The 17,108-nt window shown below is 70.9% G+C and carries 14 protein-coding genes; 7 read left to right on the forward strand and 7 right to left on the reverse strand.

The window, feature by feature from the left end; translation table 11 throughout:
* Positions 1-107 precede the first annotated feature (107 nt).
* Positions 108-404, reverse strand: a complete 297-nt coding sequence (locus tag ABZU32_RS29800) for a DUF2795 domain-containing protein (RefSeq protein ID WP_354927204.1) — start codon at positions 402-404, stop codon at positions 108-110.
* A gap of 337 nt (positions 405-741) precedes the next feature.
* Here ABZU32_RS29800 and ABZU32_RS29805 point away from each other — a divergent pair, with 337 nt between their 5' ends.
* Positions 742-1,116: an STAS domain-containing protein gene (locus ABZU32_RS29805; protein WP_354927206.1), complete on the forward strand. Its 375-nt coding sequence runs from the start codon at positions 742-744 to the stop codon at positions 1,114-1,116.
* Positions 1,117-1,249: 133 nt separating this feature from the next.
* Here ABZU32_RS29805 and ABZU32_RS29810 read toward each other — a convergent pair whose 3' ends face one another.
* Positions 1,250-1,987 (reverse strand): MerR family transcriptional regulator, encoded by a 738-nt coding sequence (locus tag ABZU32_RS29810; protein ID WP_354851862.1) that lies wholly within the window; start codon positions 1,985-1,987, stop codon positions 1,250-1,252.
* Positions 1,988-2,176: 189 nt separating this feature from the next.
* On the opposite strand from ABZU32_RS29810, the gene ABZU32_RS29815 reads away from it, so the two are divergent.
* Both ABZU32_RS29815 and ABZU32_RS29820 read left to right on the forward strand, forming a co-directional pair.
* Positions 2,177-3,343, forward strand: coding sequence for a virginiamycin B lyase (locus ABZU32_RS29815; protein WP_354927208.1), 1,167 nt, complete (start codon positions 2,177-2,179; stop codon positions 3,341-3,343).
* A gap of 187 nt (positions 3,344-3,530) precedes the next feature.
* Positions 3,531-4,949 carry a M20/M25/M40 family metallo-hydrolase gene (locus ABZU32_RS29820; RefSeq protein ID WP_354927210.1) on the forward strand — a complete coding sequence of 473 codons (1,419 nt, stop codon included), beginning with the start codon at positions 3,531-3,533 and terminating at the stop codon, positions 4,947-4,949.
* A gap of 4 nt (positions 4,950-4,953) precedes the next feature.
* On the opposite strand, the gene ABZU32_RS29825 is transcribed toward ABZU32_RS29820, so the two are convergent.
* From ABZU32_RS29825 to ABZU32_RS29840, 4 genes are all read right to left on the reverse strand, one after another.
* Positions 4,954-6,591, reverse strand: coding sequence for a beta-xylosidase (locus ABZU32_RS29825; protein WP_354927212.1), 1,638 nt, complete (start codon positions 6,589-6,591; stop codon positions 4,954-4,956).
* Positions 6,592-6,661: 70 nt separating this feature from the next.
* Positions 6,662-7,603, reverse strand: a complete 942-nt coding sequence (locus ABZU32_RS29830) for a carbohydrate ABC transporter permease (RefSeq protein ID WP_354927214.1) — start codon at positions 7,601-7,603, stop codon at positions 6,662-6,664.
* Positions 7,587-8,540, reverse strand: a complete 954-nt coding sequence (locus ABZU32_RS29835; protein ID WP_354927216.1) for a sugar ABC transporter permease — start codon at positions 8,538-8,540, stop codon at positions 7,587-7,589. The genes ABZU32_RS29830 and ABZU32_RS29835 overlap by 17 nt, the downstream gene beginning before the upstream one ends.
* Positions 8,541-8,651: 111 nt before the next feature.
* Complete coding sequence (locus ABZU32_RS29840) at positions 8,652-9,995, reverse strand: sugar ABC transporter substrate-binding protein (RefSeq protein ID WP_354927218.1); 1,344 nt, start codon at positions 9,993-9,995, stop codon at positions 8,652-8,654.
* A gap of 213 nt (positions 9,996-10,208) precedes the next feature.
* Between ABZU32_RS29840 and ABZU32_RS29845 the strand changes: the two genes are divergently transcribed.
* From ABZU32_RS29845 to ABZU32_RS29860, 4 genes are all read left to right on the forward strand, one after another.
* Entirely contained in the window at positions 10,209-11,219 is a 1,011-nt protein-coding gene (locus ABZU32_RS29845) for a LacI family DNA-binding transcriptional regulator (protein ID WP_354852546.1), read from the forward strand.
* A 205-nt stretch (positions 11,220-11,424) separates the two neighbouring features.
* A complete protein-coding gene (locus ABZU32_RS29850) occupies positions 11,425-12,954 on the forward strand; it encodes an alpha-L-arabinofuranosidase C-terminal domain-containing protein (protein WP_354927220.1) in 1,530 nt (509 codons plus the stop codon).
* 147 nt (positions 12,955-13,101) lie between these two features.
* On the forward strand, positions 13,102-14,217 hold the full coding sequence (locus tag ABZU32_RS29855; RefSeq protein ID WP_354927222.1) for a LacI family DNA-binding transcriptional regulator: 1,116 nt from the start codon (positions 13,102-13,104) through the stop codon (positions 14,215-14,217).
* Positions 14,218-14,449: 232 nt separating this feature from the next.
* The gene (locus ABZU32_RS29860; protein WP_354927224.1) at positions 14,450-15,925 is read left to right on the forward strand and encodes a cellulose binding domain-containing protein; all 1,476 of its coding nucleotides are present in this window, start codon (positions 14,450-14,452) and stop codon (positions 15,923-15,925) included.
* A 39-nt stretch (positions 15,926-15,964) separates the two neighbouring features.
* On the opposite strand, the gene ABZU32_RS29865 is transcribed toward ABZU32_RS29860, so the two are convergent.
* Complete coding sequence (locus tag ABZU32_RS29865) at positions 15,965-16,990, reverse strand: hypothetical protein (protein ID WP_354927226.1); 1,026 nt, start codon at positions 16,988-16,990, stop codon at positions 15,965-15,967.
* Positions 16,991-17,108: the final 118 nt, after the last annotated feature.

Here is a 17,108-nt window from a genome sequence, read left to right on the forward strand (position 1 = left end):
CATTCTACCCGTTTTCCCCCCCCCCCCGCTCTCCCCCCGGGCCCCCGCCCCCGCGCGGGCGCCCCCCCCCCCGGCCCCCCCCCCCGCGGCGCCCGCGTCCGGTGAGGTCACGCGTGGAAGCCGCCACCGCTGATGCCGAGCTGCTCCGCGACCTCCTGCATGTTCTCGAACCTCCGGTCGGGCAGGGCGCGCAGCGCCGACAGGACGCCCTCGGGAGCCGCCTGCTCACGGGCCCGCTCGAGCAGTTCGTCCCGCCCGGCCGGGAAGGCGTGCGTCCCGCTGATCCACCTGGCCAGGTCGCTGCGTTCGTCTACCTCGCGTGCGCTGATGCCCTCCGGCGATCCCGGCTCGTGCGGGTCGGAAAGCTCCTGGGCCCGTCCGTTGTCGGCGTCATTCGGCTGCATGACCCATCCCCCCTCTGTCGCGACTACCGGCTCCCCTACCCGATCTCCGGCGGCCAAACGGCCGACGCGGCGGCGCCACGCCGATGGCCGTGGCCCGAGGCCCGCCTCGCGGTTCGATGCCTGCCTCGGTGCCCGGTGGCCGTTCTCGCTGGTGGCCGGGGGGTCGCCGTTTCCCTTCTCGCCCTCAGGGCATACGCCGGGGCATGGACCGATCGCGGGGCCGGAGGGTCGCGGCCGGGTCCTCACCGCGATCGCTCACGGCGGCGGCGAGGGCGCATGTGCCATCCGGCGTCGCCCAGGCGGGCGACGCCGGCTTCACCTCCACGAAGGAGCCACCATGACTTCCAAGTCATGTCCCCATCGCGTTTTCACCGCCGTGTCGGCCCGGCGGGACGATGCCGTCGTCCTCCACGCCGCCGGCGCTCTCGACCTGGACTCCGCTCCCGTCCTGCGGAAGGAACTGCACCACATAGAGGGATCGCCCGAGGTCCGGGTGGTGATCGTCGATCTGGAGGCGGTCACCTTCTGCGACTCGATCGGGATGAGCGAGCTCGTCCTCGCCTTACACCGCGGTGAGGCCCAGGGCAGGAGGTTCATGCTCGCCGGCGTCCCCGCCGCCCTCACGCGACTGCTGGCCGTCACCGCACTGGACAGGGCGTTCGACATCCACCCCACCCTCGACGACGCCCTCCGCGCGGCGACCGCCCCCTGAGGCCGGCGAGCTCACCGCGCCGCCGCCTTCTGCCCCGGCCGGGGACCCGCCCCCGCGAGGTCCCCTGGTGACCTGCTCCGCCGGAGATGCGCGCCCGGCCGACTCGATCTTGCTCAGGAGAGGGCCAGGAAGTTCAGACGCCGAAGCCGACCGCGAACGCCCGTTGGAGGTAGTCCCAGACCTGCGCGGTCAGCACGCCCTGGGTCGCTTCCTCAGGCCCCTTCCGGGCGATCCGGGCGTAGATCGACGACATCATGGCCGGATCCCCGTCCGCCATGTCCCGGATCACCGAGGTCCATCGCCGTGCCAGCTCCTGTACGGCGGGATCGGCGGGGTCGGTTCCGTCGGCGGCGTGCGCCTGGAGTTCGGTGACGATCTGTCCGCCCTGTCGTCGCCATTCGGCGAGCCTGCCGGGGAACCCGGGCTCCAGGTGCCGCCGTTTCGCCTGCTCCGATTGCTCGGGCGTGAAGTCGTTGGCCCGCACCAGTGCCTCCATGGTCTCGATGAGCTGGTCGATGGACGGTTCGGTGGCCCGAAGGATGGCCTGGAGCAGGGCCGTGAGCCGCACCCGCAGCCGTTGGTGCGCTTCGATGGTCCGCTCGACGTGCGCGAGCTGGGCGCCTGCCGCCAGGCCGAGGTCCCCGGGGTCACCCTCGAGCGACTCGGCGATGCGGGCCAGCGGCATCCCGAGCTGGCGCAGCGCGAGGATCCGGTACAGCCTGCGGACGTCGCCGCCGGTGTACATCCGGTGCCCGGCCGGCGTGCGCAGCGTCGGAACCAGCAGGCCGATCCGGTCGAAGTGATGGAGAGCGCGGACGGTGAGGCCGGTCGCCGCGGCCAGGTCACCGATCTTCCAGCACCGTTCGTCCATGTGATCACCCCGGTCGACGCTATTACCTGACGCGACGTCAGGTACAAGGCCCGGTAGCGCCGAGTTCTCCCGGTTGCACCTGACGCGACGTCAGGCGGCACCATCCCTGGCGGGGTCCGCCGCGCGGGCCGGCGGGCAGCCGCCGTGCCGTGGGCCCGTCCCGACCGCACCCGACAAGGAGAGCCGTTCATGCATTCGCGGACATTCGGCGGACGAGCCCTGCGGACGATCGCCGGGGTCGTCCTCGCCGTCGCGCCGTCCACCGCCTTCACCGGTCAGGCGCACGCTGGAACCACCGGGCCACTACACGCCCGAACCGCCGGTCCGGCGCACGCCGGAACCACCGGGCCACTGCACGCCGGAACCACCGGTCCGGCGCACGCCGGAACCACCGGGCCACTGCACGCCGGAACCACCGGTCCGGCGCGCGCCGGGACGCACCGCACCCCGGTCGTGACCGAGTTTCCCGTCACTCCCGGCTCCGGCGCGACCTTCCTGGCCGCCGGCCCGGGCGGAGCCGTGTGGTTCACCGAGCTGACCGGCGACCGCATCGGGCGCATCCGCGGCGATGGCACCCTCACCGAGTTCCCGATCCCGACGCCCGACAGCGCTCCGCTCGACGTGACCGCCGGACCGGACGGAGCCATGTGGTTCACCGAGTTCCTCGGCAACAAGATCGGCCGGATCACCGGTGACGGCGGTGTCACCGAAGTCCCGATCCCGACCCCCGGCAGCCGCCCGGAGGGCATCGCCGCCGCCCGGGACGGAAGCCTCTGGTTCACCGAGGGAGCGGCCGGCAAGATCGGGCGCCTCACCCCCGCAGGTGAGATCACGGAGTTTCCGCTGCCCACCGAAGGCGGTTCCCCCCACGCCATCACGGCCGGCCCGGACGGCGCGATGTGGTTCACCGACCCGGGCGGCGACCGGATCGGCCGCATCACCCTGACCGGGCTGATCACCGAGTTCGTCCTTCCGACCCCGCGGAGCGGCCCGCACCGCATCGTCACCGGCCCGGACCATGCTCTGTGGTTCACCGAGCGCGCCGCCGACCGGATCGGCCGCATCACGCCGAGCGGCCGGATCACCGAGTTCCGGCTCCCCGAGGGTCGTCAGCCTCTCGACATCACCCGAGGCCCGGGCGGGGACCTCTGGTTCACCGAGCGGGCCGCCGGCTGCGTCGGGCGGATCACGCCGGCCGGGAGGATCACGCGGTTCGCGGTGCCCACCCCCGCCGCGGGTCCTCTCGGCATCACCGCGGGCGCCGGTAGGACCATCTGGTTCGCCGAGGGCACGGCCGACGCGATCGGCCGCCTTCGCGCCCCGCGCCACGACAAGGGCTCCACCGGCTGCCCGTGAGGAAGAGCGATGATGGCCGGGCCGCTCGCGCCCGGCCATCCGGGCCGCTCATCCCGGTCGCCGGGGCGCGGGCTCCGCCATCCGCGTCGCCGGGGCGCGGGCCCGGCCGTCCGGGTCGCCGAGGACCGGGCTGGGCCGGTCGCACCCGGCGGCGGTCTGCCGCGCGGCCGGGTGCCATGATGTGGCGGTGGATGCCGAGAAAGTACATGAGGCGGTCGCCGACGGCTGGGACGAAGACCTGATGTCCAGCCTTTCCGGGCTGGTGGCGATACCCGCGCTGTCGGCCGCCTACGACGCCGGCTGGGAGCGCGACGGCCACCTGCGCGCCGCCGCCGACCACGTGCGCGACTGGATCACCTCACGTGGCCTGCCGGGCGCTCAGTGTGAGGTCGTCCAGCTCGACGGCCGTGCCCCGCTGCTCGTCGCGGAGATCCCCGCGACCGACGGCGGCGCGGCGGGCGGCACCGTGCTGCTCTACGGTCACCTCGACAAGCAGCCCCCGCTCGGCGACTGGTCCGACGGGCTCGACCCGTGGCGGCCGGTGCTGCGCGGTGACCGGCTGTACGGCCGCGGCTCGGTCGACGACGGGTACTCCGGCTACGCCGCGGTCAGCGCGCTGGCCGCCGTGCGGGCGGCGGGCGGCGACCACGCCCGGGCGATCGTGCTGCTGGAGACCGGCGAGGAGTCCGGCAGCCCGGACCTGCCCGCCTACCTGGAGCATCTGTCCGGCCGTCTCGGCGAGGTCTCCCTGGTGGTCTGCCTGGACGGCGGCGGCGGCGACTACGAACGGCTGTGGCTGACCACGAGCCTGCGCGGCGTGGTGCAGGCGACCCTGACCGTGCGCGTGCTGGAGACCGCCGCGCATTCCGGGATCGCGAGCGGCATCGTGCCGAGCTCCTTCCGCGTCATGCGGCGACTGCTGGACCGCGTCGAGGACTCCGAGACCGGTGAGGTCACCATCCCGGAGATGAACGTGCCGATCCCGCCGGACCGGCGGGCCGAGGCCGAGGCGCTGGCCGCGCTGGAGCCGGGGGTCAGCGCGCGCCGTTTCCCGCTCGTCGACGGAATGCGGCCGGTCTCGGACGACGACGTCGAACTCATCCTGAACAACACCTGGCGGCCGACCCTGTCGGTGATCGGCGCCGCCGGCCTCCCGGACCCCGCGGCGGCCGGAGCCGTGCTCCGCGCCTCGACCTCCCTGCGGCTGAGCTTCCGCACTCCCCCGACGGTCGACGCCGTGGCCGCGCGGGACGCGCTGGCGAGGATCCTCACGACCGACGTGCCCTACGGCGCGCAGGCCGAGGTGCACGACTTCATGCTGCTGGACGGCTGGCAGGCGCCGGCGTCCGCCCCCTGGCTGACCGCGGCCCTGGACGAGATCGGCGACCAGGTGTTCGACGCGCCGTGCCGCGGCTTCGGCCTCGGCGGCGGAATCCCGTTCATGGAGATGCTCAGCCGACGCTACCCCGGCGCGCAGTTCGTCGTCACCGGCGCGCTCGGCGCCGACTCCAACATGCACGTACCGGACGAATGGCTGAACATCCCCTTCGCCAAGCAGGTGACCGAGGCCGTCGCCCACATCCTCGACGCCCACGCCCGCCACTGACCGGTCAGGACGACTGCCGCAGCGACATCACCGCCCATGGCCCGAGTTCGACGTCGAGGGTCAGCACCCCGGTGTCGGGCACGGTCAGCGTGTACCTGAGGAGGGAGTCGGCGACCTCGCGCAGGTGCTCGGTCTCGGCCCGCGACGGGTTGAGGGGCGATCCGAGCCGGTACCAGGCCTCGGCGACGTTCCCGTGCTCCCAGTCCAGGATCTCGACCAGGAACGTGGTGCCCGGCTCCAGTTCGCCGATCGTGTGGTGGATCCTGCGGGCCGGCCCCATCTCGGCCCGCGCGCGGGTGGCCGCGTAGGAGTTCTCCGAGCCGACGCCCTTCATGGCCATGTCGTCGGGGTAGTTGAAGAACACCGCCGAGGTGGCCGAGGTCCGGCTGTCACGGGTCACGACTCCGTCGGGCGTCGCGAGGAGCAGGCGGTCGCCGAGCCGGCCGAGCATCGCGAACGCGTGCCACGTGGGCTTGTGGATGCCGTTCTCGTTCACCAGGCCGAACCCGCCGTGGAACGGTCCGATGCCGGCGCCGCCCTCCTCGAACACGTCCGTGAAGGTCCAGTAGGCGATGGAGTCGGCGAGGGTGGCGCACTGCAGGAACGACCGGGTGATGGAGGTCGCCGCGAACAGCGTGTCGTGGATGAAGTCGCGGGCCGACGGCGAGGTCGACCACTCGGTGATGTGGATCTCCGCATCAGGGTAGGGGCTGTTCCTGACGAGCTTGCGAAGCAGGGTCAGGTCGTCGAACGTCGCGTCGGCGTACCGGGTGATCGCCACCGCCTGGTCGTCGGCGCCGTAGGCGTAGTCGGTGGGGTAGGTGTGGGTGGAGACGAAGTCGACCGGCAGTTCGCGCTCCGCGCACCAGGCGATGAAGTCCTCGATCCACACCGGGCGCCAGTCGAGCGCGTCCACGTCGGCCGCGGCGGCCGTCCCGCGCATCGCGGGGCGGTCCTCAACTTCGCCCTTGTAGCGGTCGTCGGGCACGAAGACGCTGGTCGCGGGGCCGCCCACCTTCAGCGCGGGATCGATCTTCTTGATCGCCGTCACGGTCCGCCGGTAGAGCTCGAAGTACTCGGTCTTGGTCCCGGTCCAGAAGTGCGGAACCAGGTTCGGCTCGTTCCACACCTCGAACCGCCACCGTCGCACTTCCTCCAGGCCGTACCGGTCGACCCAGTGCTCGACCGACCGGGTGACCAGTTCGACCCAGCGCGCCATGTCCTTGGGGGGACTGCAGTGAGCGCCCCACCAGAACACCGTCTCGGTCGCCGTCGCCAGGTCGCGCGGCATGAAGCCCAGCTCGACGAACGGGCGGACACCGCAGTCGAGCAGGAAGTCGAACACCTTGTCCACGTAGCTGAATGTGTACACCGGCGCGTCGAGAGGCGTGTCCGGGCCGAACCCGCTGCCGTAGCTTCCCCGGTAGACGAACATGTCGTCGTGGAAGACGCCGTGGAAGCGGATGTACTCGACTCCGAACGCGGCGGCGGCCTCGGCGAACTGTCGTTGCCAGTCGGCGCGCAGCGCTTCGTTCGCGCGGCCGGCGCCGATGCACTTGGCCCAGACGTGCGGGAAGGCGCTCTCGTCGCACAGCCGGCCGTCGATCCGGTACCGGGGTTCGTACACACCGTCGCTGGTCATGGTCTCACTTCTCTAGGCGGGATGGTGCGCGGAAGAACGGCCGGCGCCGCGGGCCGGCGGCGTGTCGCTCTCAGCCCTTGATGGCGCCGAGCGACAGGCCCGACTGCCAGTACCGCTGCAGGCTGAGGAACGCGACGATGAGCGGGATGATCGTCAGCAGCGAGGAGGTGATCACGAGGTTCTGGATGAGGGCGCCGTTCCCGGCCGTCGAGCCCAGCTTGTTCCACTGGTTGATCCCGACGGTCAGCGGATACCAGGCGGGATCCTTCAGCATGATCAGCGGCAGGAAGTAGTTGTTCCAGATCGACACGAAGGAGAAGAGCAGGACCGTCACGCTCGCCGGGGCGAGCAGCGGGAGCGCGATCTGGACGAAGGTCCTGAACTCCCCGGCGCCGTCGATCTTCGCGGCCTCCAGCAGGCCGCTCGGCACGGCCTCGGCCGCGAACACCCACATCAGGTACAACCCGAACGGGTTGATGAAGGACGGGATCAGCACCGCCCAGGGGGTGTTGGTCATCCCGAGCTGGGCGAACAGCAGGAACTGCGGGATCGCCAGGGCGATGCCGGGGACCGAGATCGACCCCAGCACGACGAACAGGAACACCCGCTTGCCCGTGAAGTCGAGCTTCGCCAGGGCGTACCCGCCGAGGGCGGCCAGGAAGGTGGACACGGTCGCACCCACGACGACATAAACAACGGTGTTGAGCAGCCACCGGGAGAAGATGCCGTCCTGGTAGGTGAACACCCCGGCGATGTTGTCCCACAGGGCGAACCCGCGGCCGGGTGCGAGCCCGAACGTCGAGACGAAGTCGGGCTGCGACTTGGTCGCGTTGATGACCAGCCACACCAGCGGCAGCAGGCAGTACAGGGTGAACAGGGCGGTCATCACCGTGAGGACGGTGCTCTTCCTGGGGTTCTCGATCGTGTAGAGCCGGCGGCCACGACCGGGATGACGGATCGGCGTGCCGGAGACCTTCCCGGCCCCGGTTCGCCGGCTACTGGTCGAACGCATTCCTCAACCCTCTGATCTGGACGGCGTAGGCGACGGCGATCGTGATCGCCGCCATGACGAGCGCGAGTGCGGCCGCATAGCCCTGCTGCGACCCGGTGAACGCCAGGTTGTAGGCGTACAGGTTGGGCGTGTAGAAGGTGGTGACGCCGCTGTTGGCGACCATCGAGGGCAGGATCTGCGGTTCGTTGAACATCTGGAACGTGCCGATGATCGAGAAGATGATCGTGACGACCAGCGATCCGCGAAGCGCCGGCAGCTTGATCGCGAGGAACACCTGGAGCTCGCCGGCCCCGTCGATCGCGGCCGCCTCGTACAGCTCGCGCGGGACGGCCTTCAGGACGGCGTAGAAGATGAGCATGTTGAAGCCGGTGAACGCCCAGGTGACCATCACCCCGATGGAGGTGAGCGTGGTGCCCGGGGTGAACGGATCGAAGTCGGTGCCCAGAGCGTCGTTCAGGCTGCCGAACAGGCCGTACTTGACGCCCATCAGGAACCCCCACATGAGCGTCGCCACGATCGCCGGCACCGCGTAGGGCAGGAAGATCGTCACTCGCATGAACTTGCCGCCGTGCACGCGCAGGGAGTCCAGCGCCAGCGCCAGTGCCATGGCGACGATCAGCATGATCGGCACCTGGACGAGCGTGAACCGGACGACGCGTCCCACCCCGTCCCAGAACTGGGGGTCCTGCACCAGCTTGGTGTAGTTGGCCAGGCCGACGAACGCGTTGCCCCCGATGAGCTTCTGCCGGAAGAGGCTGAGGTAGGCGGCGTACAGGATGGGCACGATGAACACGAGCGCGAACAGCGCTGCGAAGGGCGCGATGAACGCCAGTCCGATCTGCGACCTGCGGCGCCGGCGAGCCGGCGCCGGACGCCGTGCCGCGGCCGGCGACGCCATGGCCGAAGCGCTGACGTCGAGCCGACGTTCCTGATCCATGCCCGTGTTCCTTCCGATCCGTTGCGTCGCCCGGCGTTCCTCGCGCACCGGCCGGTGTGCGGCGGCGGCCGTCGCCGCACACCGGGCCCCCGTCCGTGCGGTGAGGATCCGCTAGTCCACCTGGAAGCCCTGCTCGTTGCCGTACTGGACGCAGCGCTGCTTCCACTGCTGGAGGATCTCGGCGAGCGAGCCCTTGCCGGTGGTGTAGTAGGGCGATGCGATGTCGCCGTAGATCGAGCGCGCCCACTCGAAGAACGGCGGGTACTGCCAGCCGGTCCCGACGATCTCCGACGCCTCCGACAGCACGGCGCCGACCTTCTGGTCGCCGAAGTACTTGTTGGCCTTGCCCTTGAACGCGTCGCTGTTCAGCACCGAGGTGTTGGGCACGAAGGCGCCCGCGTCGACGCGGGTGGACAGACCGCCGCCGTGGGTGAAGTACTCCAGGAACTTGAAGGCCGCTTCCTTGTGCTCGGCCGCCGCCGGGATGCCGAAGGAGCTTCCGCCGTTCTCCGCTCCGGCCTTGTCCCCCTGCTTCCACTGCGGCATCAGCGCGACCCTGAAGTCACCGGCGCTCTTCGGCGCGCGCTCGGGCAGCGTCGAGGTGAGCCAGCCGCCCATGGTCTGGGTGGCGAGGGTGCCCTCGTTGAGCGCCCGGTTCCAGTCGTCGGACCACCCGGTGATCTTCTTGTTGAGCAGCCCCTCGTCGAGCATCTTCTGCCAGAAGGAGACGGCCCTGGTCGTGCCCGGGTCGGTGAAGTCGATGTGCACCTTCTCGCCGTTCACCGTGAACGGGTGGCCGCCGGCCTGCCAGATCAGCGAGAGCAGGAAGAACAGGTCTCCGGTGTCCTGGGCGATGTAGTAGTCGCGGCCGAGCGCGCGGACCTTCTTGGCATCCTCGTAGTACTCGTCCCACGTGGCCGGGGGCTCGTCGATGCCGGCCTTCTTGAGCGTGGCCATGTTGTAGAACATCGCCGACGGGCCGTAGTCGGACGGCAGGGCGTAGACCTTGCCGTTGACCGTCACGTCGTTCCACGCGGCCTGGACGTAGTCCTTCTGGAAGTTCGCGACGCCGAACTCGGCGAGGTCGGCCAGCTTGCCGGGGATGGCGAAGTAGGGCACCGCGAAGTACTCGAACATCGCGAGGTCGGGTACGCCGGAATTGGCCTGGATGGCGTTGTCGAGCGCCTTGTACTCGTCCGTGGACGAGCCCGCGTTGACGACCTTGACCTTGATGTTCGGGTTCGCGGCCTGGAAGCCGGGAACAGCCTGCTCGACCGTGCCGTCCCAGCTCCAGACCGTGAGGTTCACCTGTTCGCCGCCGGCGGCGCCGCCACCGTCCGCGCCGCCGGCGCCGCCGGCGCCGCCCGTGCCACCCGCGCCGCCTGAGCACGCGGCCAGCGCGACCATCGGCACGAGGACCGCGGAGAGCAGCCCGACCTTCTGGGAGAGCCGCATCGGCCTCTCCTCTCGTTCTGGAGACGTTCCGAAAAGATTTCGCAACATGTTCGGTGTTGGTAGGACAGTAGGTTGGCGCCTAACGCCTGTCAACGGTCAAAGGTGAGAAAACACGTGGCAGGTACCGCGAGCCGATTCATGGTAGATTCGAAATAGTTTCGTAGACCGAAGGGAGCCGCGATGCCACGGCGAGGCCGTTCCGAGCGAGCCACCTTGGCGGATGTCGCCCGATTGGCCGGCGTCTCGCCGGGGACCGCCTCGAAGGTCCTCAACGGCCGCACCGACGTGGGGGCGAAAACGCGCGAGCTCGTCCTCGGCGTCATGGCCGAGATCGGTTACATGCCGACGGCGGCGCGGCACGAGCGGACACGGGACCGGGCCCTGGTCACCATGCTGGACATCGTGGAGTCCCGCTACGCCGGGACGGTGCTCCAGGGGATCCTCCTGGCGGCGACCTCCGCCCAGGCCGAACTCCTGCTCCGCTTACCGGCCCACAAGCCGATCAGCACGAGCCGTGCGGCGGCCCGCACCTGGATGGCGGAGCAGAAGGCGTCCGGCGTCGCCGGCATCATCGCGCTCGCCATCGCCGTGCCCGGCTCGGTGCTCGTCGCCGCGGAGGACCTGGAGATGCCGGTCGTCGCGATCGACCCGATCGACACCACAGAATCCCGGGTCGTCAGCATCGGCTCCACCAACTGGGCGGGCGGCCGCTCGGCGACCGAGCACGTCATCAGGCTCGGCCACCGCAGGATCGCCTGGATCGGCGGCCCGCCCGGCTCCGCCCCCTCGGTGGAACGCTTCCACGGGTACCAGGCCGCGCTCGACTCGGCCGGCATCACGCCGGACCGCGCGCTGATCCGCCACGAGGCGTTCTCCGTCGAGGCGGGATTCCGGCACGGCCGCGAGGTCCTCTCGCTCGGCGAGCGGCCGACCGCGGTCGTCGCGGGCAACGACGAGATCGCCGTCGGGATCCTCGCCGCCGCCAAGGAGCTGCGCATCACCGTCCCGGGCGAGCTCTCGGTCACCGGGTTCGACGACACGCCGCAGACCCAGTGGATCACGCCCCGGCTCACCTCCGTCCGGCAGCCGCTCGTCGGCATGGGACGGATGGCCGTCGAGACCGTCCTGGCCATGGCCGACGGCGTCCAGCCCGCCTCCCGGCACCTCCAGCTGGCGACCACTCTCAGCGTCCGCGACTCGACGGGCCCCGCCCCGTCGTCCTGATCCGGGCGCCGGGCGCCTCTGCCGGGACCGCGCCGGCCGGGGTCTTGACACCGCGAGACGGCTCGATACTGTTGCCTCACTTTACCGATCCATGGATCGGTAAAGTGAGGTACGCCTCACCGCCTCTCCCACCGGCCGCGCCGAGCGGGAACCGTCCTATCCGCGGCCTCCACCCGACCTCCCCCAAGCGCAAGGGTGCCCATCGATGACCGACCAGGTCGTGTCCGCCATCATCAACCTCGACGTCCCCGGCCCGGCGATCAACCGGCACCTGTACGGGCACTTCGCCGAGCACCTGGGCCGCTGCATCTACGGCGGCTTCTACGTGGGCGAACAGAGCGACATTCCCCACGCGGGCGGGATCCGCCTGGACGTGGTCGAGGCGCTGCGCGCCCTGAACATCCCGAACCTGCGCTGGCCGGGCGGCTGCTTCGCCGACGAGTACCACTGGATGGACGGCGTCGGCCCCAAGGACCGGCGTCCGGCGATGGTCAACACCCACTGGGGCAACGTCGAGGAGAACAACCACTTCGGGACGCACGAGTTCATGGCCCTGTGCGAACTGCTGGGCGCCGAGCCGTACATCAGCGGCAACGTCGGCTCGGGCACGGTCAGGGAGATGAGCGACTGGGTGGAGTACATCACCCGCGAAGGCGACTCGCCGATGGTGCGCCTCCGCAAGGCCAACGGCCGTGAGGAGCCCTGGCGGGTGCGCTTCTGGGGGCTGGGCAACGAGGCATGGGGCTGCGGCGGGCACATGTCGGCCGAGCAGTACGCGGCAGAGGCCCGCCGGTTCGGCACCTACTGCCGCGACCACGGCGACAACAAGCTGTACCGCATCGCCGCGGGCGCGAACTCTGACGACTACACCTGGACCGAGACGCTAATGAAGCAGCTCGGCGACCTGGGCTGCGCCTACCGCCCCGCCGCCTTCATGCAGGCGCTGTCGCTGCACTACTACACGATCCCCGGCACCTGGGAGGACAAGGGCGACGCCACGGTGTTCGACGCCGACGACCACTACCGCACCATGGTCAAGGCGGCGCACGTCGAGGAGCTCATCGCCCGCCACTCCTCCATCATGGACTGCTACGACCCCGGCAAGAACGTGGGCCTGGCGCTGGACGAGTGGGGCACCTGGTGGAACGTCGAGCCGGGCACCAACCCCGGCTTCCTGTACCAGCAGAACACCCTCCGCGACGCGCTGGTCGCGAGCGTGCACTTCGACATCTTCCACCGGCACGCCGACCGCCTGGTGATGGCCAACATCGCCCAGACCGTGAACGTGCTCCAGGCCATGATCCTCACCGACCCCGACTCCGGCGCGCTCGTCCTGACGCCCACCTACCACGTGTTCGAGATGAACAAGGGCCACCAGGACGCCGCCTCGCTGCGGGTCGACCTCCCGGGCGGAGTCCCCGTCCGCGAGGTCGACTCGGCGCCGCTCGCGACCGTCTCGATGTCGGCCAGCCGCAAGGACGGCCGGGTGCTCATCTCGCTGTCCAACCTTGACATGGCCGAGACGGCCGACGTCGAACTCGACCTGCGCGGCGGCGCGCTGACCGAGGTCTCCTCCCGCATCCTGACCTCCGGCAGGCCGCAGGACCACAACACCCCCGAGGCGCCGGGCACCATCGCACCGCGCGTCCACGAGCAGGTCACCGCCACGGCCTCCGGGCTGCGCGTGCACCTGCCGGCCCATTCCTTCGTCACGGTGGAGGCACGGACGGCGTGACCGGCCGCGGGCGCGCCGCCGCCGGCCCTCCCCCGCCCTCACGGCGCTCGGAGCCGAAGGACGATCCGCGATAAACTGCGGCGACGACGGCCTCGACCGAGCACGGCAGCCGGAGTCCACCCTCACCGGCAGAACGCGGGGCACGGCATGGTGACCATGGAAGACGTCGCCCGGCTGGCCGGGGTGTCGAAGATGACCGTCTCCAACGTGGTCAACAACCGTGACGGAGTCAGCGATCCGGTCCGTGAGCGGGTGCTGGAGGCCATCCACCGGTCGGGCTACCGCGTCAACGTCTCCGCCCGCACCCTCCGGTCCGGGCGGACCGGCGTCATCGGCTTGGCCGTCCCCGAGATCGGGCTCCCCTACTTCGGCCACCTGGCCGCCCACGTGATCGGCGCGGCCAGGCGGCGAGGGTTCCACGTGTCGATCGAACAGACCGGCGCGGCGGCGGCCGGAGAGGCCGACGCGATAGCCCATTCCCGCACCCTGCACTTCGACGGCCTGATCCTCAGCGCGGTCGCGCTCGGCCGCGTGGACCAGCAGCTGGCCGACGCCGGCTACCCCCTGGTCATGCTCGGCGAGCAGGACTTCGGCGGCCGCTTCGACCACGTCGCCATGCCCAACGAGGAAGGCACGAAGGCCGCGACCGCCCACCTGGCCGACCAGGGATGCCGCCGCATCGCCCTCGTCACCGGCAGCGTCCTGGACGACGTGAACGACCTGAACGGCCGGAACGACCTGAACGCCGTGAACGCCGTGGACGAGGTGAACGACCAGAACGGCCAGAACGACCTGAACGCCGGGAACGCCGGGCACGGTGGGAACGCCGTGAACATGGCGACCCGCCGTTACCGCGGCTATCGCGCCGCGCTCGCCGAACGGGGCCTGGACGTCCGCCCGCCCCTGGTCTTCCCGTTGGACGACGCGAGCATGGAAGCCGGCCGCGACGCGGCCCATCGCCTGGCCGGCTCCGGCCGGGCGATCGACGGGGTGGTCGCGGTGACCGACACCGTCGCCCTCGGCGTCCTGCGCGGCCTGGCCGACCGCGGTCTGCGGGTCCCCGGCGACGTGCGCCTCATCGGGTTCGACGACATCCCCGAATCCCGGTTCGCCGTGCCGTCGCTGTCCACCGTGGCACCCGACCACCGGTGGATGGCCGAGCGGGCCGTCGAGCTGCTGGCTCAGCGCATCCGCTCCCCCCTCCGCCCGACCGGCCAGTACGTCGCCCCCTTCGAGCTGGTGATCCGCGAGTCGACACGCTGAACGCCCGCCCCGGCCGTCCCCCGGCCGTCCGCCGCCGGGCGGCCCCGACGGCGTGATGCGCGGGCCGGGCGCGGCGAGCCGGGGCGAAGGAGCCTCGTGAAGCTTTCATCTCGGCCCCCGCGGGCCGGGCGCTCTACCTCCGCGTTCAGCGTCCGCGCGGGCGGGCGGCGTTGACAGGCCACGGCGAGGTTCCGATGCTGCGACGGCAGGACCATCCCCGTCAGGAGCCGTGATGCCCACCTCGCGCGAGCGCTTCATCCGTCCGGTGACGACCCTCCTCACCGTCGCGGCGGTCCTGTCGGCTCTGTTCGGGGGCGCGTCCACGGCCTCGGCGGCCACCGGATGCCGCGTCGCGTACGCGGTGACCGACCAGTGGTCGGGCGGCTTCGGCGCCTCGGTCACCGTCACCAACCTGGGTGACCCGATCAGCGGGTGGACGCTCACCTGGGCCTTCACCGCCGGGCAGACGGTCACCCAGTCGTGGAACACCACGCTCACCCAGTCCGGCGCCCAGGTCAGGGCGGCCGACGCGGGATACAACGCGGCGCTGGCCACCGGGGCGAGCGTCGCGTTCGGCTTCAACGGCTCGTGGAACAACACGGCCAACCCGGTGCCGCAGTCCTTCGCCCTGAACGGCGTGACCTGCACCGGCGCCCAGGCGACCCCGACGCCGACCCCCACCCCCTCCGCGACCCCGACCCCTCCGGCGACCCCGACCCCGACCCCGTCGCCCAGCCCGTCACCCAGCCCGTCGCCCAGCCCATCGCCCACGCCCTCAGGAGTGGTCACCGGTGACGGCCAGCCGGGCGACCCCAACATCACCTACGTCGGCCGCTGGGACTCGGCCCACGTCCCCCAGTGGGCCGGCGCCTACATCCGGACGTCCTTCACCGGCACCACCGTCAAGATCAAGCAGCGGTCCGCGGTCAACATCTACGTGAGCATCGACGGCGGCGCCGATGTCTTCTACGCGGGCGTCTCCGGCACCGTCAACCTGACCCCGACGCCCCTGCGGGCGGGCACGCACACCCTCTGGGTGTCCTACCGCTCCGGTGACGTCGTCTTCCAGGGACTCGTCCTGGACAGCGGCGCCTCGACCGTGAACACCCCGGCACCGCCGGGCAAGCTGGTGGAGTTCGTCGGCGACTCCATCACCGCGGGCTACCTGTCCTCCAAGCTCGCCGTCAGCGCCTACGGCTGGGTCCTGGGCGAACGCCTCGGCGTCCGGCACACCCAGATCGCCCGCTCCGGCTACTGCCTGGTCGCCCAGGAGGGCTGCGTCGGGCTCGGCTCCCAGTTCTTCGACCTCGGCAGCACCGGCACGACCGCGTGGGACTTCAGCCGGTACCAGGCCAACGCCGTCGTGATCAACCTGGGCACCAACGACATCGGGCACCACGTCACCAACGCCGCCTTCCAGGCCGCGTACACGACCTTCCTGCGGAACATCCGCGCCAAGTACCCCGCCGCCGCGCTGTTCGCCATGGAGACCTTCAAGAAGCGGTACGTCACCGAGACCAAGGCCGCCGTGACCGCGCTCAACAACTCCGGCGACGCCAACGTCTACTACATCCCCACAGAGGGCTGGCTGACGACCGGCACCGACTACGCCGACGGCGACGGCCACCCCAACGACGCCGGCCACCTCAAGGTCGCCGCCCGCCTCGCCCCCATCATCGCCCCCAAGATCGGCGTAGCCACCCCCTGACGCTTCGGCGGCCGACGAGCGCATCGGTTCCCTCCCTGCTCATCCGGCCGTCACCAGGGGCTCGGCCGCGACGGTGCTCACTCTCACGCGGCGGACGGTCGTCCACTGCCGCAGGAGCACCAGGCCGAGGCCCGCGGCGAACCAGAGTGCGAGGACGGCGAGCGCGGACCCCGCGTGCGATCCGCCGAAGTAGCCGAAGTCGTTGATGGCGCGCACGGCCGCGCCGGGGGGCAGCTTCGCGGAGACCGCCTGGGCCCATCCGGGCAGCAGGTCGAACCCGATGGTCGCTCCGCTGGTCGCGTTGCCGATCGTCGTGAGGGTGAGGACGGCCAGGCCGATTCCGGCCGGGCCCAGCCATGCCCCGAGCGCCTTGGTCGCGAACGCGCTCGCGGCCGACAGCAGGATGAGAGAAGCGGCCAGGAGCGGGAACGACGGCGTCAGCGAGCCGCAGATGGGGCCCGCGATCGTGGCCGCCACGACACCGATCGCCACCGCGAAGCCGGCCATCGCGGAGAGCCTGTGACGGAGGCGAACGGTCGCGACGGCACCGGTGAGGCCCTGCGCCAGGACGAACGACGAGAGCGTCACGCCGAAGACCACGTAGAAAGCGGACAGCCCGCGCGAGTCGTAGGCGGCCAGAGGGACGATGTCGGTCTCCTGAACGGTGAGTCCGGCCCCGCGGGCGAGACCGGCGACGACCTGCCGGGCCGCCCCGCTTTCACTGAGCCCGCTCGCGCCGGCGTACTCCAGCCGCAGTGTGGTCGGGGAGGTCGCGCCCACCACGGCGACCGCGTCGCCGTTTCGCACCAGGGCGGCGCCCTCGTCGATGCCGGAAACCTGCGTGACCTTCAGCGAGTCACCCGGCTTGGCCTGTGCCGCGCTCACCAGCCGCCCGCCGACCGCGGCCACGGGAAGCCCGTGGGGCGTGGGTGATCGCTGGAGGCCGACATAGACCGCGATGAACGCGGCGCCGATGATGAGCCCGGTGACGACGAGGGGGATCCAGGTGCGGTGCTGGGTGACCACGGGCCCGGCCTTGCCCGGCCGTGGAACGGATGATGACATGACGATCTCCTCAGCTTCTGCAGTTCGAGCATCGAACTGGACGAACACCATGCGCGGCATGGCTTGGGAACCGACGAAAACGCGAGGATCCGACTGCGACGACGTTGAGTGACGCCGG

Origin of the sequence: Sphaerisporangium sp. NPDC005288 (assembly GCF_040607475.1) — a bacterium.
Lineage (GTDB): Bacteria > Actinomycetota > Actinomycetes > Streptosporangiales > Streptosporangiaceae > Sphaerisporangium > Sphaerisporangium rhizosphaerae.

What these genes read in the sequence shown, in the direction of transcription:
- ABZU32_RS29855 (WP_354927222.1), top strand. Translation starts at nt 13,102, where the DNA reads ATGGTGACCATGGAAGACGTCGCCCGGCTGGCCGGGGTGTCGAAGATG.
- ABZU32_RS29815 (WP_354927208.1), top strand. Translation starts at nt 2,177, where the DNA reads ATGCATTCGCGGACATTCGGCGGACGAGCCCTGCGGACGATCGCCGGG.
- ABZU32_RS29800 (WP_354927204.1), bottom strand. Translation starts at nt 404, where the DNA reads ATGCAGCCGAATGACGCCGACAACGGACGGGCCCAGGAGCTTTCCGAC.
- ABZU32_RS29840 (WP_354927218.1), bottom strand. Translation starts at nt 9,995, where the DNA reads ATGCGGCTCTCCCAGAAGGTCGGGCTGCTCTCCGCGGTCCTCGTGCCG.
- ABZU32_RS29835 (WP_354927216.1), bottom strand. Translation starts at nt 8,540, where the DNA reads ATGGATCAGGAACGTCGGCTCGACGTCAGCGCTTCGGCCATGGCGTCG.
- ABZU32_RS29825 (WP_354927212.1), bottom strand. Translation starts at nt 6,591, where the DNA reads ATGACCAGCGACGGTGTGTACGAACCCCGGTACCGGATCGACGGCCGG.
- ABZU32_RS29805 (WP_354927206.1), top strand. Translation starts at nt 742, where the DNA reads ATGACTTCCAAGTCATGTCCCCATCGCGTTTTCACCGCCGTGTCGGCC.
- ABZU32_RS29830 (WP_354927214.1), bottom strand. Translation starts at nt 7,603, where the DNA reads ATGCGTTCGACCAGTAGCCGGCGAACCGGGGCCGGGAAGGTCTCCGGC.
- ABZU32_RS29850 (WP_354927220.1), top strand. Translation starts at nt 11,425, where the DNA reads ATGACCGACCAGGTCGTGTCCGCCATCATCAACCTCGACGTCCCCGGC.
- ABZU32_RS29860 (WP_354927224.1), top strand. Translation starts at nt 14,450, where the DNA reads ATGCCCACCTCGCGCGAGCGCTTCATCCGTCCGGTGACGACCCTCCTC.
- ABZU32_RS29810 (WP_354851862.1), bottom strand. Translation starts at nt 1,987, where the DNA reads ATGGACGAACGGTGCTGGAAGATCGGTGACCTGGCCGCGGCGACCGGC.
- ABZU32_RS29865 (WP_354927226.1), bottom strand. Translation starts at nt 16,990, where the DNA reads ATGTCATCATCCGTTCCACGGCCGGGCAAGGCCGGGCCCGTGGTCACC.